This window comes from Tatumella sp. JGM91 (genome assembly GCF_018257575.1).
Lineage (GTDB): Bacteria > Pseudomonadota > Gammaproteobacteria > Enterobacterales > Enterobacteriaceae > Tatumella > Tatumella punctata.
This window is the reverse complement of the sequence record NZ_JAERJP010000008.1, coordinates 121,546-139,881: the sequence shown is the minus strand read 5'-3', so window position 1 is coordinate 139,881 and position 18,336 is coordinate 121,546. Positions and strand designations below refer to the sequence as shown.

The following is an 18,336-nucleotide window of genomic DNA, read 5'->3' as shown; positions in this document are numbered from 1 at the left end:
GAAAGATTTTTCCTTCAGACAAGGCGGCAAGCAAGTGATGAGAAGGAGCATACATTGGTATGTGACTGAACAGCGCGAGTGAAGCCAACACAGTATGAAGGTAAAAGATTCGTTTCCGCACAAAGAATTTGCCTGGCGGCTAGAGCGCGGTGGTCCCACCTGACCCCATGCCGAACTCAGAAGTGAAACGCCGTAGCGCCGATGGTAGTGTGGGGTCTCCCCATGCGAGAGTAGGGAACTGCCAGGCATCCAATAAGACAAAAAGGCCATCCTGACGGATGGCCTTTTTGCACTGGTTTTTTAAAATCCTTCTGTACAGAATAACGGCATCTCTGTTGTTTATGTCCGCATTATGGCTTCTTTATGAGCACACCGGTGACTGAAAAGGCTGCCGGCGCGGCTGTATCCGGAAGTTTTGATATTTTTTCGTCTGCTGCCGGGGCAATAGCACAGCACCGATGGCAGTGCGGGGTCTCCCCGTGCGGGAGAAGGACAGAAGCCTGCTTCTGAACGTTGCCTCCGGCAACGGCCAGGCATCCAATAAGACAAAAAGGCCATCCTGACGGATGGCCTTACTTCGATGACTCAGTGCATATTACTCGCCGGGACATCTGTCCATTGGCAGTTAATGGTTTTTTTTCCGGCACTGCAATCCCCGTTATGGATCACAACGGTTTCCTGCGGAGGTTCTTTTTTCGCTGCACAGGCTGACAGCAATAAAGTGACTAATACCAGGCTAAAGATACGCATGCCAGCTTCTCCTAAACTTACTTTCGCTCATAATAAACGACCTGAGTAAGATTGTCCTGTCTTGCCGTCAGTTATCCCTTTCTGCCATAAACACAGTTGCCGGAAGGCCGGTCAGACTGGCATAGTGAGAACTTATTATCGGCCTATTCATTCATCCGGGTAATTCAATTAACTATGACACAGAACGCTGACCTGATACTGACATTAAATGAGCATCACCGTTATCCTTCGACGGATAAAAATAGCGCTTCATTCAGCTGGCCCGGAGGTCATGGCCTGGCGATCTATGTAGCGATGAATCTGGAGCATTTTTCATTTGGCTGTTCAGAAGGCGCTAAAATATCGCAGGTGGCTAACTCTCTCGATATCCTGAATTATAGCTGGCGTGACTATGGAAATCGGGTCGGCGGCTGGCATCTGGCCGGGTTATTTGAAAAACTATCGATCCCTCCTGCTGTTATCGCGAATAGCTCAATACTGGAACATTATCCTGAATTACTGCAACGCTGGACTGATTTACCCGGCAGTGAACTGATAGGCCACGGGTATACGAATTCTCAGCGACAAGGGGATTTGGATGAAGAAGAGGAGTCTTATCTGATCAGCTATTGTCAGCAGCAACTGACTCAATATCAGAATCAGAAAGTCTCTGGCTGGTTATCTCCATGGATCTCAGAAAGTCATAATACCCCTGACCTGCTGAAACAGCACGGTTTTGACTACAGCCTTAACTGGGCACATGATGACAGACCGGTACCGATCAACACCCGGCACGGTGAGTTGCTGTCGATACCGTACCCTCAGGAAATTAATGATATACCAACAATTATTCCGAATGGCACATCTATAGATATTTTCTGCCAGATGATTAAAGATCAATTTGCAGAACTTCTGGAACGCAGTAAGTTTTCTCCGCAGGTGATGGGGATTGCGTTGCACCCATATATTGTCGGGCAACCGTTCCGTTTTTATCAGTTAAAGAAAACCCTTGCTGAACTTATATTACAGCAGAATGAATTCTGGCTAACTACTCCCGGAGAAATTGCCCGTTATTACAGATCTTCATTTCCTGAATAAACAATAGAACTTACATCATTATTAGCCGGAAATAAAATACCTCTTCCGGCTATAAAGCAGAGAAACAGGGGCCTGTCATCAGACTATAGAATTTTCTCCGGAGAGTAATTCTGTATCGGATAGTTAATAACATACTGAAAGTTATTGGTTTATTATATTCACTGTAAATATGTTTTTCTGAAGGTTTAATTATGACAGCTGTTATAAATACCGATATATAACCGTAAATCTGATTGATATTAAGTAATACATTAAATAGTTATCCGGGTAATAATAAAATCCCGGGAATCATAACGAAAGAAATATAATCCCTGTTGTCTGTTATAGCCATTTCAGACCAGACAGTCTCCGGCGACATTAAACAGACCCGCTTTGAGATCGATCCGGGATTCGCAGCCTGTAAATCCCGGTACCTCTCTTCAGGGATAAGTATGCTGTCCTTATGATATTTTGTCATAGAACAGTAGATGAATATTTATCAAAAAACGGCGATGATAGCTATTCACGTATGCTGTGTATCACCGTGTTTTACCAATGGCTAGTCTAACAGAGAGGTTAATATGTCAGATATTTATGTGATTTATTTTTCCGGGTACGGACACACTAAACGCGTTGCCGAAAGTGTTGCTGAAGGTGCCGGAGCAGAACTTATTGCAATAGATAATCAGGGTGAAATTACCGAACAGGACTGGGAAAAACTGAATGCCGCCGACGGTATTATTTTTGGTGCACCGACTTATATGGGGAGTGCGCCATGGCAGTTTAAAAAATTTGCGGATGCCAGTTCTAAAGCCTGGTTTACTCGTCAATGGCAGGATAAGGTTTTTGGCGGATTTACCAACAGTGCCAGTCTGAATGGTGATAAGCAGAATACCCTGATTTTCTTCCAGACTCTGGCAGCACAACATGGCGGGATCTGGGTCAGCCTGGGGATACTACCGGCCAACACCACGACCGCAACCCGTGAAGATATTAATAACCTCGGAGGATCCGCAGGGCCGCTTATTCAGTCACCTTCCGATGCCGGGGCTGAACTCATCCCTGCCGGTGATATTGAAACAGCACGTCAGTACGGCGCACGGGTTGCTTCAATTACCGCACGTTTAAAATAGTTCCGCCATTGTTCGCAGGGGGCTTTTCTGCCCCCTGTATCAGCCATTCCGATGCCGGATCAGCTCAGGTGTAATCTGAGTAATCTTCCGACGTTTTCACAGGTTCGCTGGATATTAACCGTACCGCTGCGCAGCAGGTTGTCGATACTGTCAGCCTGAGGGATGATCCCAAAAATAGCATCAATACCCTGCCGGTAGAGAGGCTCAGTACCTGAACCCATACTGCCGGCAATCGCGATCACAGGGACCCCGGCAGCTTTTGCCAGCCGTGCAACACCCAGCGGAGTTTTACCAAACATGGTCTGTGCATCCATCCGTCCTTCACCTGTGAAACAATAATCTGCACCGGTCAGGTGCTGCTTCAGCCGGGTATACGACAGTATAATTTCAACACCGTTTTTTAATTCGCAGTCGGTAAATGCCAGCAATCCAGCACCGAGTCCTCCCGCGGCACCTGCTCCGGGCTGATCAGCCACATTTTTGCCAAGTTGCTGACAGATAATCTGTGCATAATGGGCCAGATTGTCGTCGAGCTGGCGGACCATGGGTGGCGTAGCCCCTTTCTGCGGACCAAATACGACCGAGGCTCCCTGGTCACCACACAGAGGGCTTGTTACATCGCAGGCGACAAGAAACTTTACACCGTTCAGGCGTGGATCGAGGCCGGATATATCAATTCGTTGCAGGTCTCCCAGCGCACCTCCGCCACGGCTCAGCTGCCGGTGATGCGGACCATAAAAACGTACACCTAAAGCTTCGGCCATACCTGCTCCGCCATCATTGGTGGCACTGCCGCCGAGGCCTAAAATTATCTGTCTGACACCTTTATTCAGACAGGCTGTGACCAGCTGACCGGTGCCATAGCTGGTCGCCAGTAAGGGATTACGATTATCAGGAGCGGTATGCTGGATACCGCTTGCAGAAGACATTTCAATAATACCCACAGTACCATCGCCACTGATCCCAAAAATAGCTTCTGCAGGAGAACCCGAAGGGCCGGTTACTGTTACAGAGTGTAAGGCTCCGCAGGTCGCATCAACCAGTGACCGGGTGGTCCCTTCACCACCGTCAGCCATCGGCACATGGATATAGCGGGCCTCAGGAAATACCCTCCGTAAACCGCGCTCCATGGCAATACAGACTTCCTTCGCGGTCATACTTTCTTTGAATGAGTCCGGGGCTAAAACAAACGTCATGGGTTTCATTTTTTCACCTTTTTATGCCTCCGGGCGGCTCTGCAATTCTATGGCTGACAGCAGCACCCGTGGAATAATAGTCAGAGAGCCGTGGGGGTATTTATACTTTTTAGCGGGGCGGGAGGGCTTCTGCAATTGTATTTATTGAAATGTTTAACAACAGCTATCCGGCCACGGATTATAACCTTACCCGGCGATGGCGGGGATACAGACTGCCAGTATGGTTACAGGTGAGGATGCTTACACAGTCGTCTGTTTCAGCCAGCGGTCTCTGAGCTGTTCATCAGACATATCAATAAACGTACTTATTAATCAGTAGAAATTATATTTAATTTTCTGTTGTCTTCGCCTTATCAGTTCCACCACAAATCCCACAGAATAATTTTATCACATTGATTTAAAATGGATATTTTTTAGTTATAACAGCCATTCTGTAATATCAGGACATGAACATCCTTAAATAAACTTATTTTTCTCAGGTATTTGTTAAAACAAATTTCAGTTTGAGTCAGTCTATAGCAAAGTGTTATGCTCACCGGCTGATTATATTGATTAACATTTTTTACTATTACTGTCTGGAATGACGGTTTCTGCGTGTCTGCGGACAGTAAAATATCAATACAGACAGAATACTCTGCTGCGGGTATTCAGAGGCCCCCCTGAATGAAAATTACGGAAATAACAGTTGTTGTTTTATCGGCCAGTCTGCTCAGCAGCTGTGCAAATACACAAGACCAGCTCAATGAAACCGGTGCTCATTATGGAACAGAGATCCTCTGCGGCGTCGGTGCTATCGGGGGTGCTATCGTCGGTAACCTGGTGGGAAGAAAACTGGGTAATGCAGCTGCCGGTACCGCGATTGGTGCGGCATTAGGTACCGGAGGAGGCTGCTATGCGGGAAACATCTGGCAGACCCGTTCGAAAGCTCTGCTGGAAGCAGCCAGAAAAGCCAATATCCGGATGACGACCGAATCTGCGTTAACCCGTCCCTCTGCCACAGATAAACAGGCGGGCGGCATCGTGGCCCAGGTCAGTGACCAGGGGATGTTTGATACCGGCTCAGCACAATTAACTACCACAGGTCACCGGCAGATAGAGAGCCTGGCCAGGGTGTATGCAGAGGCTCAGAGTACTCCCCGTTACTATCTGGTAGTCGGACATACGGACTCCACGGGTAATCCGGAAGTGAATAAGCAGCTTTCTGAGCAACGGGCAAAATCAGTCGGTAGCCTGTTACGCGGTGCCGGGATACCTGCCAGCCATATTTACTATCAGGGGGCAGGAGCTTCGCGTCCGATTGGCAGTAACCAGACCCCTGAGGGACGGGCTAAAAATCGCCGGGTAGAAATAAGTGAATTAAGTGATGAAAAAGCACTGGCGATGCGGGTAGAGCAGGAGCAGGGTAACAGCCGCTATCTGGACTATAGCAGTACTGTATCGGTTGTCAGGGCATCGTCCGCCGGTGATGAGAAAAAAAACCTATCCCGGGCAACGACCCTGGTGCCATCCGCTGCGGATAAAGCAGTTCCGGAACGTCATTCTCAGATCACGGAGAATAAAAAACAAACCCGCACGGGTAACAAAAACAAGACGTCTGTCGCCACCACTACGGCAGAGACGACCCGGCACATTCCTGCATCAGAACAGATTGATTTTAATGGGCAGCCGGCGGCTTCTGTGACCAGTGTGGTTACCGAAGTGGATGCCAGTGAGTCTTCTTCCTGGTTTCCGACGGCCCGTGCCGCAGATACTGCCATTATGAGTTGTGCAACTGATAGTCTCAGGATCAGTGGTCAGGTGAAGAGCCTGGCAACCGGCAAAGACTTCACTACCCATCATAGCTATGACTATTTACCTGGTTACGGTGGCTTGTCCTGGGCGAATGTAGTGAATAACAATCTGGTGGTTATTTCCCCGGTCGCTATTTTGCGTGATGGTGCCCAGCCCGGTCAGAATCCGACCATATCGATAGTGACGCATTTTACCGGAACCCGGAAAGAACCGTCGGCGGTTATTCCTGCCATTGCGCAGACCTATCAGGGGAAAGACGACATTATTTATCGTGTTTACCCGCGCCAGACCGGCAGTGCCGTAACTTGTATGGATATTGTTTTTAGTACCCGTGGCGCGAAAGCGACAAAAGGGCAGCTCTTCTATCCGAAAGCGACCACGACCTATGTGGCCGATTATATCCCGACGCATTAATTATGATGAGACTCAATAACTATGAATGACTTTTCACTTGGCGGGCTTGGTGCTCAGATTATTGAGCACCGCCTGCTCACTCTCTGCATTATTCTTCTGCTACTGGCGGCAGGAATTGCGTATAAAAAATGGGATGATGTCCGTTATTTTTGTATGAGGGTCTGGCATGTCATGCCGCTGGTGGGAACGGTAGCTAAAGCCTCTCGCCAGTATTCCAGCCGTTCATCGCTGGTACATCAGTCAAAATGGCTGGATGCTGAAATGAATATTGCTGATCTCTACTACAATGAGTATGTGGCTGCGGATCAGGACATTACCTATTACAATCAGTGCAAAGACTATCTGGCTAAAGTACTGGAATCTGGTCGTAAAAAAGCACCGGTATGGGTAACCCCCCTGATAGTCGTGCTGCTGGTGATGGAAGCTATCGGGTTCGCCTATGTTCTTGGTCCTTTTATGGCGCCACGGATTTCAGCGAATAATCTGCAGATTGTTGTCTGGTCACTGGCGTTGATCCTGTCGCTGATTTCCGGCTTTATTGCCCACCACGCCGGTGCCGCCCAGCATTATAACTCTTTGTTAAGAAAGGCAAATCGCTGGTTCAGTCAGAGTGATTCAAAAAAGAATCTGAATGAAGTCAGTGAAATTCAGATTGTCCATACTTACCGTGATAATGATGAACCACGCTATAACCAAATCGCAGCAAGGATCTCTATCGATCATGACTGTGCAGAACACCGCCGTCCCGTCTGGGGATTTTATGCCTGGATTCTGATTATTGCGATCGCGGCTTTCGGGGTGCGTTATTACACCTTGCAGATGGTGGAATCAAAACAATCAGTCACCAGCATGCAGAGCAGCAATGATGTCAGCAGCCCATGGGGTAGTGTACTTCCTGCCCAGGCGGCACAGAATGATCAGCAGGCCAGACTGCAGGCCGAAAACGACATGCAGCAGTCAAAGCATGATGCCTCGCTGGTGACGTTTATTATCCTTTCTGTCATTTATATCGGTGTGCAGTTTTTTGCTTTCTTCCTCGGACGCAATTATGGTTTCGCCGGCGTACATTCTTCAGAGGCCTGGCACAGCACTCATCGTTTTCCAAATGCACAGGCAATGCGCTCCTGGATGGAGCGACGGAAACGGGCAATCAGTATGCATGCCGATCATAAACTGAGTATGCTGCGGCGCAAACTGATGCACAAAACGACCACCAGTGCCGAAGAACGTGAATTACTGAAGCAATCCCTGAACCGTGATTTTGAAAGCTATGTCCGGCAAAAACAGGCGGGGCTGGAGCAGGAACGTGAAAACAGTCGTCGCAAAGAGCTGGAAGACTATAAGCGCAACCAGAAGCTGGATAGCGATATTACCCGTCATAATAGCGCCGGGGCTGGTCACACAATACAGCCAGCCGCCACGGTAATTCGTGATATACCGGCTGAAGATACACAGAGTCAGGCTGCTGCCCCGGTCTCTGATGCGGACATTAAACCACTGGAATATCCGGATATCACTGAAGTCGAAGCAGGTGAATTGATTTTCCTGGCAAATATTTATCCGTCGTTCTCAGGACTGACAGAACAACAGATCACTTTTATCTGGAAAGCGCAATGCTTTGCGAAAAAGCGTGGCTTGTTTGCTGTGGCATAAAACACGGGAGAATAATAATGAAAAAAAGATTTCTCGGGTTACTGCTGGCTGGCTGGTTAGGCAGCCCGCTGATCGCCAATGCGGAAGCTGGCGGGATGGCGGATAGCTGTTATGCCCGTACTCATACCCAGCAATGGCAGGCCCCGGCCAGCGGACGCCAGCTGACGGTTGTTATTGATCAGACGGTAGTTTTGCCGGATGTATTACAGCATTCCGTATGGGATAAAGTCGCAGCATTTGTTAAACCCGGCGATGAGGTAAAGTTGTATACCTTCTCGGCGGTGGTGCCCGGGCAATATATGCAATTAGTGGCCGACAGTACGCTTGATACGCCACCTTCCTCCTCTGCCCGTGGCGATATCCCGATGGATGACCTGGACGATCTGGACATTTGTCTCAGCCAGCAGAAATCTCAGTTTACGCAGAACTGGGGACGGGCGCTGGTGAAGGCAATGCAGGAATCGAGGGCAGATATCCCGAAAAGTGAGATTATGCACTCGCTGAAAAATATTGGTGAGGATCTTAAAACATCGCCAGCCCGTCAGCGGGTTATCTTACTGGTCAGCGATATGCTGGAAAACAGTGATTCTGCGTCCTTCTATCAGCATAACCAGATCCGTCAGCTGAATGTACCAAAAGTACTGGCCAGCGTGCGTCAGCAGAATTTAGTGGCAGATATGGATGGTGCAGAAATTTATGTATTGGGGGCCGGGCTGTTAAGTGCCAAAGACAGCCATTACATTGGCGGTAAGACGCTGGATAGCCTGCAAAATTTCTGGCAGCAATGGTTTGCGTTATCTGATGCCCGGCTGGTGGCTTTTGGTACACCGGCACTGAATCAGCCACTGCAGTAAGTCTGGTAAGTCTGATGAAAAAGCGCTTTCCTGCCGGAAGCGCTTTTTTTATCCTCGCCGAAGACGGGCTTTGCCCCTTTCTCCGGCGACAGGATAATCGCTGACATTATATTACCACCGGTGCTGCAGACCATCAGGCGCGGCAGTGCTATTCATCTCCTCGATAATCCCCGACAGACGCTGGATCATATATTGCGCAGCCCGTGACAGTTGTCTCGAAGGAGCAGTACAGAGCCCGAGAGTGACCGGCCGTAGTGGATTATGCTTTATCGGGATAAAACACAGCCGGTTAAGACGGAGGTCTTCCATGACATCCAGCCGGCTGAGCACCGAAATTCCGGTTCCGTTAGCCACCAGGCTGCGGATCAGCCGAATATCATTACAGGAAATCACCGATGCCGGTGGCTGACCTGCACGCTGATACAGGGACTGTACACGATCGTGTACTACCAGTCCCTTACCGGGGATAATATGCCGCTGATCATGCAATTCAGACAGAGATACAGATGGCAGGTCACTGAGCCTGTGCCGCGGGGGAACAACGATCCCCATCGCGAGTTCGGCAAACGCGATCACCTCGATCCCGCTGACGGTGCCGGGATCGAGAATTAGTCCGAAATCGACGACGGCATCCCGCACCATTCTGCTGACGACCTGGCTGCTTTCAACAGCCAGTTCGATATCAAGCCATTGCTGCCCGTGGGCGATGCTGCCAATTTCTCCGCATAATGGACCTTCTGTCAGAGCCTGTACCAGACCAATGGCGACCTTACCGCGTTTCAGCCCCTGAATATCAGCGAAACGTTGCTGTGTCAGGCTGAAATCCCGCTGCCAGTTCAGCAGATCACTATAGAGTAACTCTCCGGCAGTGGTCATACGCATTCCCCCCGGCAACCGTTCAAATAAGGCGATACCAAAACTTTCTTCTGCCTGAAGGATCTGGCGATTGATGGCTGAAGCTGAGACATGCAATTTTTCTGCTGCTTTGCGCAGGCTCCCGCAGCGGGCGACTTCAGCAAAATAAGCAGCAAAACGTGAGAACGGGGTCATTGGTCACCTGTACAGTTTTTTGCAACATAGATCTGAATTAATGCTGATGGACGGATACACCTTAGTGCAGACAGAATGTCCTGACAATCACTATGCTTTTTCCTGAGCTGAGCGGATAACGTTATGAACAGAATATCACCTCCTGCCCATTGTACTTTCGACCCTGATGACTGGGTGCGTCTTGCCAGATACTGGCACCCGGTGGCCCGTTCTGTTGATGTCAGCACTTCGCCGTATAAAACCGTACTCCTTGATGAACCGCTGGTGGTGTACCGGATTGGTGAAGAGGTGGTTGCGGCGAAAGATCTTTGTCCTCATCGCGGTGTACCCCTGACCCTTGGTTTTGCCGATGACGGCGGGATTGTCTGCCCTTATCACGGGCTGCGTTTCGGTAGCGGGGGGAAATGTAACCGTATCCCCTCAAGTCCGGAGCAGGCGATTCCGGCAAAGCTTAATTTAACGGCCTTTGACGTGGAGGAACGTTACGGTCTGGTCTGGGTCTGTATGTTACCTGATGCAGAAAACCCCGTTGCTCTGCCGGTGATGCCTTTATGGGATAGCTCCGGATTCCAGCAGATAAATTGCCCCGGGTTTGATGTGAATGGTTTTGCCGGACGGCAGGTCGAAGGCTTTCTCGACGTGGCTCATTTTGCGTGGGTCCATACCGAAACGTTCGCCGATCCGGAAAACCAGAGTGTGCCAGCCTATCATCCGGTGGAGACCGAATCCGGGTTTAGTGTCGATTACCGAAGCAGTGTCAGCAACTATGCGGCTGATTCTGAAGAGCAGGCGCCTGAGGGGTTTGTCTGGCTGCGGCATTTTGAAATGCATCTGCCTTTTACGGCCACACTGACGATCCATTTTCCGGGAGAGTCACGGCTGGTGATTATGAATGCTGCCTCGCCGGTATCGGCCAGGAAAACACGGATGTTCGCGCCGATTGCCAGAAACTTTGATCTGCATATTCCGGTGCAGGATATCTGTGATTTTAACCGGCGGGTCTTCGAAGAAGACCGGCTGATGGTGGAAACGCAGCGACCCGAAAATCTGCCATCGGATATGACTCTGGAAACTCATATTCCTGCTGACAGAAGCTCAATTGCCTACCGCCGCAGCCTGAAGAAAATGGGTTTTGGTGAGTTTTTCCTGGTATAGGAGCGACAGTGATGGATATACCGGTGGATGTAATTGTCGATGCTGTCTGGCGACAAGGGGAGAATAATCTGGGGGTTGCACTGGTCGCCGCAGACGGTCAGCCGCTGCCACGGTGGGCGCCGGGGGCTCATATCAGCCTTTATCTGAGTAACCATCTGATCCGTCAGTACTCACTGACCGGGCGAGGGAATGATCCATATCGCTATCAGATTTGCGTCGCCCGCGATCAGGCGTCACGGGGCGGGTCTGCTTATATTCATGATGTGTTGCGGCCCGGTCAGCGGCTGACAGTCAGCGTTCCGAAAAATCTGTTTCCGCTGGCGGCGTCGGGACCGGTTATTTTACTGGCGGGCGGGATTGGTATTACGCCGTTGTATGCGATGGCTGAGCATCTTGAAGCCAGCGGAACTCCCTTTGTTCTGCATTATTACCTGAAGAAGCCGGGGTGCGGAGCATTTGAGCGCGAATTACAACGGCCTTTGCAGCATGGTAACTGCCGGTTCTGGTACAGCAGCGACGGTGATTCTCCGAGGCACCATATTCCGGAGGAGTTACTCAGCCCCTCAGCGGAGACCCGTATTTTGCTGTGCGGGCCCGAAGGTTTTATGACGCAGATGATGAATACGGCATTGCAGTATGGCTGGCCGGAAGAAAATATTCAGATGGAGGCTTTTGGCCCGCCGGCAGTACCGCAAACGGCCGGTGTCAGTGATGCTTTTATTATTACACTGGCCTCTTCTGGCTGGCAATTCAGAGTACCTGCAGATAAAACAATTGCCGCCGTGTTACTGGAAAACGGGGTGGATGTACCTCTTTCCTGTGAGATGGGGATTTGCGGTGCCTGCCTGACACCGGTTGTATCGGGCCGTGTGGATCACAGGGATACGGTACAGTCCGATGCGGAAAAATCGGCAGACCAGCAGCAGATAGCATTGTGTTGTTCCCGAAGTCACACCGCAGAGCTGGTGATAGAACGCTGAGCAGTAATCGCAGAAGATTTTTTGAAAGCTATCTGCCGGTACCGGATCCTGTCTCTGAGATTAATAGGCCATGCCTGACGTAATCATCATAAAAAAGGCACTGTCCTCGTCAGGAAAGTGCCTTTCTTTTCAAACTATTACGGGTGAATGATTAGTTCATTCCGTATTTTTTCAGTTTTTTACGCAGAGTCCCGCGGTTAATACCCATCATCAGTGCTGCACGGGTCTGGTTGCCACGGGTATACTGCATCACCATGTCCAACAAAGGCTGCTCAACTTCAGCCAGTACCAGCTCATACAGGTCATTAACATCCTGACCATTTAACTGAGCAAAATAGTTCTTCAGTGCTTGTTTAACCGAGTCACGAAGTGGTTTTTGAGTTACCTGATCCTGTGAATTCACGGTAGAAACGGTCAGTACGTCAGAATTTACGCGTTGTTCGAACATAGTTCTTTCAGCTCTTTTTTTCGTTTACGCAAGATTTTCGAAGTATGCCTCCAACGCCTCCAGTTGTTCACTGGCATCCTCTATGGCGTTGAATGTGCGCCGAAACTGGTCATCAGGAGCATGTTCCTGTAAATACCAGGAAACGTGTTTTCGGGCAATACGGTATCCCTTGCCGTGACCATAAAAGTCGTGCAGCTGCCGTATATGTCCAATCAGCATTTGCTTCACCTCGGCGAGTGGCTTTGGTGCAAGCAGCTCTCCTGTGTCCAGATAATGCTGGATTTCCCGGAAGATCCAGGGTCTTCCCTGAGCCGCGCGGCCTATCATCAGAGCATCCGCTCCGGTGTAGTCAAGTACGGCCCTGGCTTTATGCGGGTCAGTAATGTCCCCATTCGCGATAACCGGAATGGACACGTTCTGCTTAACTATCCGAATGCTGTCGTATTCTGCGTTACCATTAAACAGACAAGCGCGGGTTCGTCCGTGGATGGTTAACGCCTGAATGCCACAACGTTCGGCCAGTTGGGCAATTTTTATACAATTACGATTTTCGGTATTCCAGCCAGTACGGATCTTCAGGGTGACCGGTACATCCACTTCATTAACCACCGCCCGTAAAATAGACTCTACCAGCGACGGGTGCTGAAGCAATGCGGAACCTGCCATCTTTCGGTTCACTTTCTTTGCGGGACAACCCATATTAATATCAATGACTTGAGCGCCGGATTGTGCATTAATCCGTGCCGCCGCCGCCATCTCATCAGGGTCACCACCGGCAATTTGTACTGAGCGGATACCCGGCTCATCACTGTGCACCATACGCAGTCTGGATTTGTCACTTGCCCAGACTTCAGGGTTCGATGACATCATCTCTGATACTGTCATTCCTGCGCCGTTCTCGAAACAAAGCGTACGAAATGGCCTGTCGGTAATACCGGCCATTGGCGCAGCAATCAGTCGATTTCGAAGCTGGTATGATCCAATGCGCATGGGAAAGAGATGACCTTATATGTTCGCAAGGCGGCGTATATTACGCATTTTTTAACGAAGATGAAAGGCCAAACTTTGAACAATATGCCGTCATTGATCACGGAAATGAATATCAGGCAGCAGACAGATACAATATAAATACTAATATCAATGAGTTACATCAAAATATTCGCGGGGAGGCGGAAAAAATTTCTTTCTTCACCCTTGATATACAAGATAAAAAACAGTCACAAACATAATTTACAGCATATCTGCAGTATAAAATTTGCCATAAAAAGGCAGATATCAGGTAAAAAATCAGCAGTGCTGTGCGGGGCCGGAAAATAACGGTAAAGCACACTCTGTGGTGGTTACCCCGGAGTGTGCAGTGGTCAGTCAGCTGCGCTGGCCGGTGATACGGCACCACTCTTCTTTCTCTGCCACGGGGTCGAGCACAAATTTATCCGCATAGGCTTCGCAAACATCCTCAGCCTGGCTTGCCAGAATACCGGACAGGGCCAGCTTACCGCCGGTTTCAGGCAATACACTGATCAATGGTGCCAGTTCGCGTAGCGGGCCTGCCAGAATATTGGCTACCACAACATCGGCTTTTAAATCAGATGGCTGCTGATGTGGCAGATACAGATCCAGCCGCGAAGAAACACCGTTACGGCTGGCATTTTCCCGGCTGGCCTGAATAGCCTGCGGATCGATATCAATCCCGATAGCATGGCTGGCCCCCAGTTTCAGGGCGGCGATCGCCAGGATCCCCGATCCGCAACCAAAATCGATCACTGTCTTGCCCGTCAGATCCTGACTATCCAGCCAGCTCAGACATAACGATGTTGTCGGGTGGGTGCCGGTACCAAATGCCAGACCCGGATCCAGCATCACATTCACGGCATCAGGATCAGGGACTTCACGCCAGCTCGGACAAATCCACAGGCGTTCACCAAAGCACATCGGGTGGAAGTTATCCATCCATTCGCGTTCCCAGTCTTTATCTTCTATCTGTTCGATTTTATGGCGAAATCCGTCACCTAGTTGCGGATGCTGCGCCAGCATTGCAACGACCTGCTGCATATCCGTTTCTGCATCAAACAGACCAATAGCATCCGTATCGCCCCACAAGGGAGTTTCTCCCGGCATAGGTTCATAGACAGGATTATCATGAGTATCTTCAAAAGTGACAGAAACAGCACCGGTTTCAATCAGTGCATCACCAATTTCTTCCGCATCTGTGCCGGAAGTATTAATTTTTATCTGGATCCAGGGCATAGCATATCTCTTTATTTCTTCGCACCCGGCATCATCGCCTGAGGTGCGGGTTTACCCAGCCGGTTGCCAATCAGGAACGCGGCCAGACTCAGTAACAGTGACGGAACTATCGGATGGAAATTCCACCAGTGAATATCAAAACTGGCGAGCAGGGTATAGCTGACCGCTCCGCACAGCATACTACTGACAGCGCCGGTAGCGTTTGCAGACTGCCAGTATAAACCCAGCAGCAGTGGCCAGAGAAATACTGTTTCTAGTGCGCCGAATGCCAGCAGATTCATCCAGATAAGCATATCCGGTGGCCGCCATGCAGTCAGTATCATCAGCACACCCAGCCCTAATGTCAGCAGAGTGGATAAACGCCGCAAATGACGTTCATTGCCTGCACGCTGCGGTAATACCCGCAGATAGAGATCTTTAATCAGGGTCGCTGATGCCTGAAGTAAGTGGGCATTGACGTTCGACATGATGGCCGCCATCGGCGCGGCGAGAAAAATGCCTGCGGCAAAAGGCGGTAACACTTTGATCATCAGTGTCGGGATAACCAGGTCAGGAATATGCAGGTCAGGGATCACCGCTCTGCCCAGAGCTCCTGCCAGGTGCATACCCAGCATCAGCAGGGTCATCACCAGGGTCCCGATAAAGATCCCCCGGTGTACCGCTTTACTGTCACGATAGGACATACTGCGGATAGCCGTGTTTGGCAGCCCCAGTACCCCGAAGCAGACCAGTACCGTGAAGGAGACTAACAACGGTCCGGTGATGATATTGCCTGCACCCCGCGGGTCGATCAGCTGCGGATTAATCTGTTTCAGTGTCGCGACTGCATGGGCCGGGCCGCCGGCTGCGTGGATCACGGCAAATAACAGCAGGAACGTCCCTGCCAGCATCACTATGCCCTGCATCGCATCATTCAGTACACTGGCGCGGAATCCGCCCAGCGCGGTATACAAAGCGATCACCCCGCCGAAAGTCAGTAATCCCTGGCTGTAGGGGACTCCGGCAACCGTTTCCAGCAGCCTTGCGCCACCAATAAACTGTACTGTTATCACCGCGATAAAGGCGAGTAGCAGGGTAATACTGGCCAGCCAGACCACCAGGCTACTCCTGAAATGGGCATACAGAATATCGTTCAGGGTTACCGCATTGTAGCGACGGGCGAGAATAGCAAATTTCTTCCCCAGAACCCCCAGAGATAACCAGACGGCGGGAACCTGAACCATTGCCAGAAAAACCCAGCCAAGTCCGTATTTATAGGCGGCACCCGGCCCGCCAACAAACGAACTGGCGCTGATATAGGCGGTGGTCAGTGTCATTGCCAGCAAAAATCCGCCGAGGGTCCTTCCGCCGAGGAAATATTCGTTCAGAAAAGTCCCCGTAGCGCGTTTCTGCTGATAAACGGCAAACAGAGAGATAGCGGCAACGATTAACAAATATGCCAGCAGCGGGATCAGTATTTTAGTGTTCATCGCCATCCTCCAGCGAAATATCGCGGAACAGAAAGCGGATCATCAGGGCGCATAACAACAGGAACAACAACGGAGCAAACAGACAGGATAATTCAAACCAGCGGGGAAAACCAAATACTCCCGGGGTATTTCCTCCCTGCCATGCGCTTACAGACCAGACAAGCAGCCAGCCGAGGGTCAGTAATACAGACCAGCGGGCCTCTTTATTGGCTTGTATAAAGCGGGAATCCATGGCTAACCTCAACCATAAGGCAAATAAAAAGGCCGGAAGATCCGGCCCTGGAATTTTACTCAGGAAAAAATTATTTTTCCTGCAGCCCCAGCTTTTTCTCCAGATAGTGGATATTGGTTCCACCGGCCTGGAAATGCTCATCGGCCATAATTTTTAACTGCAGATCGATATTAGTTTTAATACCATCAATGATTAGCTCACCCAGCGCATTGATCATGCGGGAGATAGCAACTTCGCGGGTTTCACCGTAAGTGATGAGTTTACCAATCATTGAGTCGTAGTAAGGAGGCACGGAATAGCCGGAGTAAATATGCGACTCCCAGCGCACACCAAAACCACCCGGCGCATGGAAACGCGTAATTTTACCCGGGCTAGGCAGGAAGGTATTCGGGTCTTCTGCGTTAATACGACACTCAATCGCATGTCCGCTGACCACCACATCATCCTGCTTAATCGCCAGAGGCAGACCGGCGGCAATACGTAATTGCTCTTTGATAAGATCAACACCGGTGATCATTTCCGTTACCGGATGTTCTACCTGAATACGGGTATTCATTTCGATGAAATAAAATTCGCCGTTTTCAAATAAGAACTCAAAGGTTCCTGCACCGCGATAACCGATATCAATACACGCCTGAGTACAGCGGGTACCGATAAATTTACGCAGTTCCGCGCTGATCCCCGGAGCCGGTGCTTCTTCCACGACTTTCTGATGGCGACGTTGCATAGAACAGTCACGCTCTGCCAGATAAATGGCATTGCCCTGACCGTCAGCCAGGACCTGGATCTCGACGTGGCGAGGATTTTCCAGGTATTTTTCCATATAGACCATATCGTTATTGAAAGCAGCTTTTGCTTCCGCACGGGTCATATTAATCGACTGTTCCAGATCTTTTTCGCCACGGACGACACGCATACCACGCCCGCCGCCGCCGCCGGAAGCTTTAACGATAATCGGATAACCGATACGTTTAGCGATTTCGCGGTTTTTGTCCATGTCATCGCCAAGGAATCCATCGGAACCCGGCACGCAAGGTACACCTGCTTTTTTCATGGCATGGATTGCAGAGACTTTATCGCCCATCAGGCGAATGGTATCGGCTTTCGGGCCAACGAAAATAAAGCCTGAGCGTTCAACCTGTTCTGCAAAATCAGCGTTTTCAGATAAAAAGCCATACCCCGGATGGATAGCATCCGCACCGGTGATTTCTGCAGCAGAAATCAGCGCAGGAATATTCAGATAGCTTTTTACGGACTGGGCAGGACCAATACATACGGTTTCGTCTGCCAGCAGTACGTGTTTTAAGTCACGGTCCGCGGTGGAATGTACTGCAACGGTTTTAATGCCCAGTTCTTTACAGGCACGTAAAATACGCAGAGCAATTTCGCCGCGGTTAGCAATAACTAATTTTTCCAGCATGGTTGCCTCGTTATTCGATGACGACCAGTGGCTCGTCAAATTCAACAGGTTGGCCGCTTTCTACCAGGATAGCTTTGACAACACCGGACTTGTCGGCTTCGATCTGGTTCATCATTTTCATTGCTTCAACGATGCACAGAGTTTCACCGGCGGTCACTTTTTGTCCGACCTCAACAAAAGCTTTAGCGTCCGGGCTTGGCGTGCGGTAGAAGGTCCCTACCATCGGTGAACGCACAATGTGGCCACTGATTTCGTTGCTGGCTGCTGCTGGCTCTGCGACTGGCGCAACAGCGGCTGCTGGTGCAGCGGCAGGCGCAGGGGCTAATGGTGCTGCGTAGGCCTGCTGCATAACCGGGTAGCCCATATTTGCAGGTGAGCGACTGATGCGAACTGATTCTTCACCTTCAGAAATCTCGAGCTCGGCGATGCCGGATTCTTCAACAAGTTCGATCAGTTTTTTAATCTTACGAATATCCATGAGTGTGGTT

18 protein-coding genes and 1 rRNA gene are annotated in these 18,336 nt (G+C 50.1%); 9 read left to right on the top strand and 10 right to left on the bottom strand.

Features of this window, described 5'->3' with window-relative positions:
• The first annotated feature begins 131 nt into the window (after positions 1–131).
• Positions 132–247: ribosomal RNA gene (gene rrf / locus JK198_RS07620) — 5S ribosomal RNA — on the top strand.
• 338 nt (positions 248–585) lie between these two features.
• Here the strand turns inward: rrf and JK198_RS07615 are convergent.
• Complete coding sequence (locus JK198_RS07615; RefSeq protein WP_212707570.1) at positions 586–750, bottom strand: hypothetical protein; 165 nt, start codon at positions 748–750, stop codon at positions 586–588.
• 174 nt (positions 751–924) lie between these two features.
• Here JK198_RS07615 and JK198_RS07610 point away from each other — a divergent pair, with 174 nt between their 5' ends.
• Positions 925–1,827 (top strand): polysaccharide deacetylase, encoded by a 903-nt coding sequence (locus tag JK198_RS07610; protein WP_212707571.1) that lies wholly within the window; start codon positions 925–927, stop codon positions 1,825–1,827.
• A gap of 560 nt (positions 1,828–2,387) precedes the next feature.
• Complete coding sequence (locus JK198_RS07605) at positions 2,388–2,939, top strand: flavodoxin family protein (protein ID WP_212707572.1); 552 nt, start codon at positions 2,388–2,390, stop codon at positions 2,937–2,939.
• A gap of 59 nt (positions 2,940–2,998) precedes the next feature.
• On the opposite strand, the gene JK198_RS07600 is transcribed toward JK198_RS07605, so the two are convergent.
• Complete coding sequence (locus JK198_RS07600) at positions 2,999–4,144, bottom strand: glycerate kinase (protein WP_212710939.1); 1,146 nt, start codon at positions 4,142–4,144, stop codon at positions 2,999–3,001.
• Between the two features lie 654 nt (positions 4,145–4,798).
• On the opposite strand from JK198_RS07600, the gene JK198_RS07595 reads away from it, so the two are divergent.
• The 3 genes from JK198_RS07595 to JK198_RS07585 are packed head-to-tail and all read left to right on the top strand — an operon-like array spanning position 4,799 to position 8,847.
• On the top strand, positions 4,799–6,340 hold the full coding sequence (locus JK198_RS07595; protein ID WP_212707573.1) for an OmpA family protein: 1,542 nt from the start codon (positions 4,799–4,801) through the stop codon (positions 6,338–6,340).
• Between the two features lie 21 nt (positions 6,341–6,361).
• Positions 6,362–7,993, top strand: coding sequence for a hypothetical protein (locus JK198_RS07590; protein ID WP_212707574.1), 1,632 nt, complete (start codon positions 6,362–6,364; stop codon positions 7,991–7,993).
• A gap of 17 nt (positions 7,994–8,010) precedes the next feature.
• Positions 8,011–8,847 (top strand): hypothetical protein, encoded by an 837-nt coding sequence (locus tag JK198_RS07585; RefSeq protein WP_212710938.1) that lies wholly within the window; start codon positions 8,011–8,013, stop codon positions 8,845–8,847.
• 111 nt (positions 8,848–8,958) lie between these two features.
• Here the strand turns inward: JK198_RS07585 and JK198_RS07580 are convergent, their stop codons facing one another.
• On the bottom strand, positions 8,959–9,897 hold the full coding sequence (locus JK198_RS07580; RefSeq protein ID WP_212707576.1) for a LysR family transcriptional regulator: 939 nt from the start codon (positions 9,895–9,897) through the stop codon (positions 8,959–8,961).
• Positions 9,898–10,020: 123 nt separating this feature from the next.
• Between JK198_RS07580 and JK198_RS07575 the strand changes: the two genes are divergently transcribed.
• On the top strand, positions 10,021–11,052 hold the full coding sequence (locus JK198_RS07575; RefSeq protein ID WP_212710937.1) for a Rieske 2Fe-2S domain-containing protein: 1,032 nt from the start codon (positions 10,021–10,023) through the stop codon (positions 11,050–11,052).
• 8 nt (positions 11,053–11,060) lie between these two features.
• A complete protein-coding gene (locus JK198_RS07570; protein WP_349290196.1) occupies positions 11,061–12,032 on the top strand; it encodes a PDR/VanB family oxidoreductase in 972 nt (323 codons plus the stop codon).
• A gap of 151 nt (positions 12,033–12,183) precedes the next feature.
• On the opposite strand, the gene fis is transcribed toward JK198_RS07570, so the two are convergent.
• Positions 12,184–12,480 carry a DNA-binding transcriptional regulator Fis gene (gene fis, locus JK198_RS07565; RefSeq protein WP_000462905.1) on the bottom strand — a complete coding sequence of 99 codons (297 nt, stop codon included), beginning with the start codon at positions 12,478–12,480 and terminating at the stop codon, positions 12,184–12,186.
• Between the two features lie 24 nt (positions 12,481–12,504).
• Positions 12,505–13,470 carry a tRNA dihydrouridine synthase DusB gene (gene dusB / locus JK198_RS07560; RefSeq protein WP_212710936.1) on the bottom strand — a complete coding sequence of 322 codons (966 nt, stop codon included), beginning with the start codon at positions 13,468–13,470 and terminating at the stop codon, positions 12,505–12,507.
• Here dusB and JK198_RS07555 point away from each other — a divergent pair.
• Entirely contained in the window at positions 13,422–13,709 is a 288-nt protein-coding gene (locus JK198_RS07555) for a hypothetical protein (RefSeq protein ID WP_212707695.1), read from the top strand. The two genes, dusB and JK198_RS07555, sit on opposite strands and share 49 nt — an antisense overlap.
• Before the next feature lie 136 nt (positions 13,710–13,845).
• Here the strand turns inward: JK198_RS07555 and prmA are convergent, their stop codons facing one another.
• From prmA to accB, 5 genes are all read right to left on the bottom strand, one after another.
• A complete protein-coding gene (gene prmA / locus JK198_RS07550) occupies positions 13,846–14,727 on the bottom strand; it encodes a 50S ribosomal protein L11 methyltransferase (RefSeq protein WP_212707579.1) in 882 nt (293 codons plus the stop codon).
• Positions 14,728–14,738: 11 nt separating this feature from the next.
• The gene (gene panF / locus JK198_RS07545; protein ID WP_212707580.1) at positions 14,739–16,196 is read right to left on the bottom strand and encodes a sodium/pantothenate symporter; all 1,458 of its coding nucleotides are present in this window, start codon (positions 16,194–16,196) and stop codon (positions 14,739–14,741) included.
• Positions 16,186–16,428 (bottom strand): DUF997 family protein, encoded by a 243-nt coding sequence (locus JK198_RS07540; RefSeq protein ID WP_212710935.1) that lies wholly within the window; start codon positions 16,426–16,428, stop codon positions 16,186–16,188. The genes panF and JK198_RS07540 overlap by 11 nt, the downstream gene beginning before the upstream one ends.
• Positions 16,429–16,498: 70 nt before the next feature.
• Positions 16,499–17,848: an acetyl-CoA carboxylase biotin carboxylase subunit gene (gene accC, locus JK198_RS07535; protein WP_212707582.1), complete on the bottom strand. Its 1,350-nt coding sequence runs from the start codon at positions 17,846–17,848 to the stop codon at positions 16,499–16,501.
• 10 nt (positions 17,849–17,858) lie between these two features.
• Positions 17,859–18,326: an acetyl-CoA carboxylase biotin carboxyl carrier protein gene (gene accB, locus JK198_RS07530; RefSeq protein ID WP_212707583.1), complete on the bottom strand. Its 468-nt coding sequence runs from the start codon at positions 18,324–18,326 to the stop codon at positions 17,859–17,861.
• Between the last annotated feature and the right edge of the window lie 10 nt (positions 18,327–18,336).

Bases quoted from the DNA above. Each gene is read 5' to 3' on its own strand.
- JK198_RS07585 (WP_212710938.1), top strand. From the start codon at position 8,011: ATGAAAAAAAGATTTCTCGGGTTACTGCTGGCTGGCTGGTTAGGCAGC.
- accB (WP_212707583.1), bottom strand. From the start codon at position 18,326: ATGGATATTCGTAAGATTAAAAAACTGATCGAACTTGTTGAAGAATCC.
- JK198_RS07580 (WP_212707576.1), bottom strand. From the start codon at position 9,897: ATGACCCCGTTCTCACGTTTTGCTGCTTATTTTGCTGAAGTCGCCCGC.
- JK198_RS07590 (WP_212707574.1), top strand. From the start codon at position 6,362: ATGAATGACTTTTCACTTGGCGGGCTTGGTGCTCAGATTATTGAGCAC.
- accC (WP_212707582.1), bottom strand. From the start codon at position 17,848: ATGCTGGAAAAATTAGTTATTGCTAACCGCGGCGAAATTGCTCTGCGT.
- JK198_RS07595 (WP_212707573.1), top strand. From the start codon at position 4,799: ATGAAAATTACGGAAATAACAGTTGTTGTTTTATCGGCCAGTCTGCTC.
- panF (WP_212707580.1), bottom strand. From the start codon at position 16,196: ATGAACACTAAAATACTGATCCCGCTGCTGGCATATTTGTTAATCGTT.
- JK198_RS07610 (WP_212707571.1), top strand. From the start codon at position 925: ATGACACAGAACGCTGACCTGATACTGACATTAAATGAGCATCACCGT.
- fis (WP_000462905.1), bottom strand. From the start codon at position 12,480: ATGTTCGAACAACGCGTAAATTCTGACGTACTGACCGTTTCTACCGTG.
- JK198_RS07575 (WP_212710937.1), top strand. From the start codon at position 10,021: ATGAACAGAATATCACCTCCTGCCCATTGTACTTTCGACCCTGATGAC.
- prmA (WP_212707579.1), bottom strand. From the start codon at position 14,727: ATGCCCTGGATCCAGATAAAAATTAATACTTCCGGCACAGATGCGGAA.
- JK198_RS07540 (WP_212710935.1), bottom strand. From the start codon at position 16,428: ATGGATTCCCGCTTTATACAAGCCAATAAAGAGGCCCGCTGGTCTGTA.
- JK198_RS07605 (WP_212707572.1), top strand. From the start codon at position 2,388: ATGTCAGATATTTATGTGATTTATTTTTCCGGGTACGGACACACTAAA.
- JK198_RS07615 (WP_212707570.1), bottom strand. From the start codon at position 750: ATGCGTATCTTTAGCCTGGTATTAGTCACTTTATTGCTGTCAGCCTGT.
- dusB (WP_212710936.1), bottom strand. From the start codon at position 13,470: ATGCGCATTGGATCATACCAGCTTCGAAATCGACTGATTGCTGCGCCA.
- JK198_RS07600 (WP_212710939.1), bottom strand. From the start codon at position 4,144: ATGAAACCCATGACGTTTGTTTTAGCCCCGGACTCATTCAAAGAAAGT.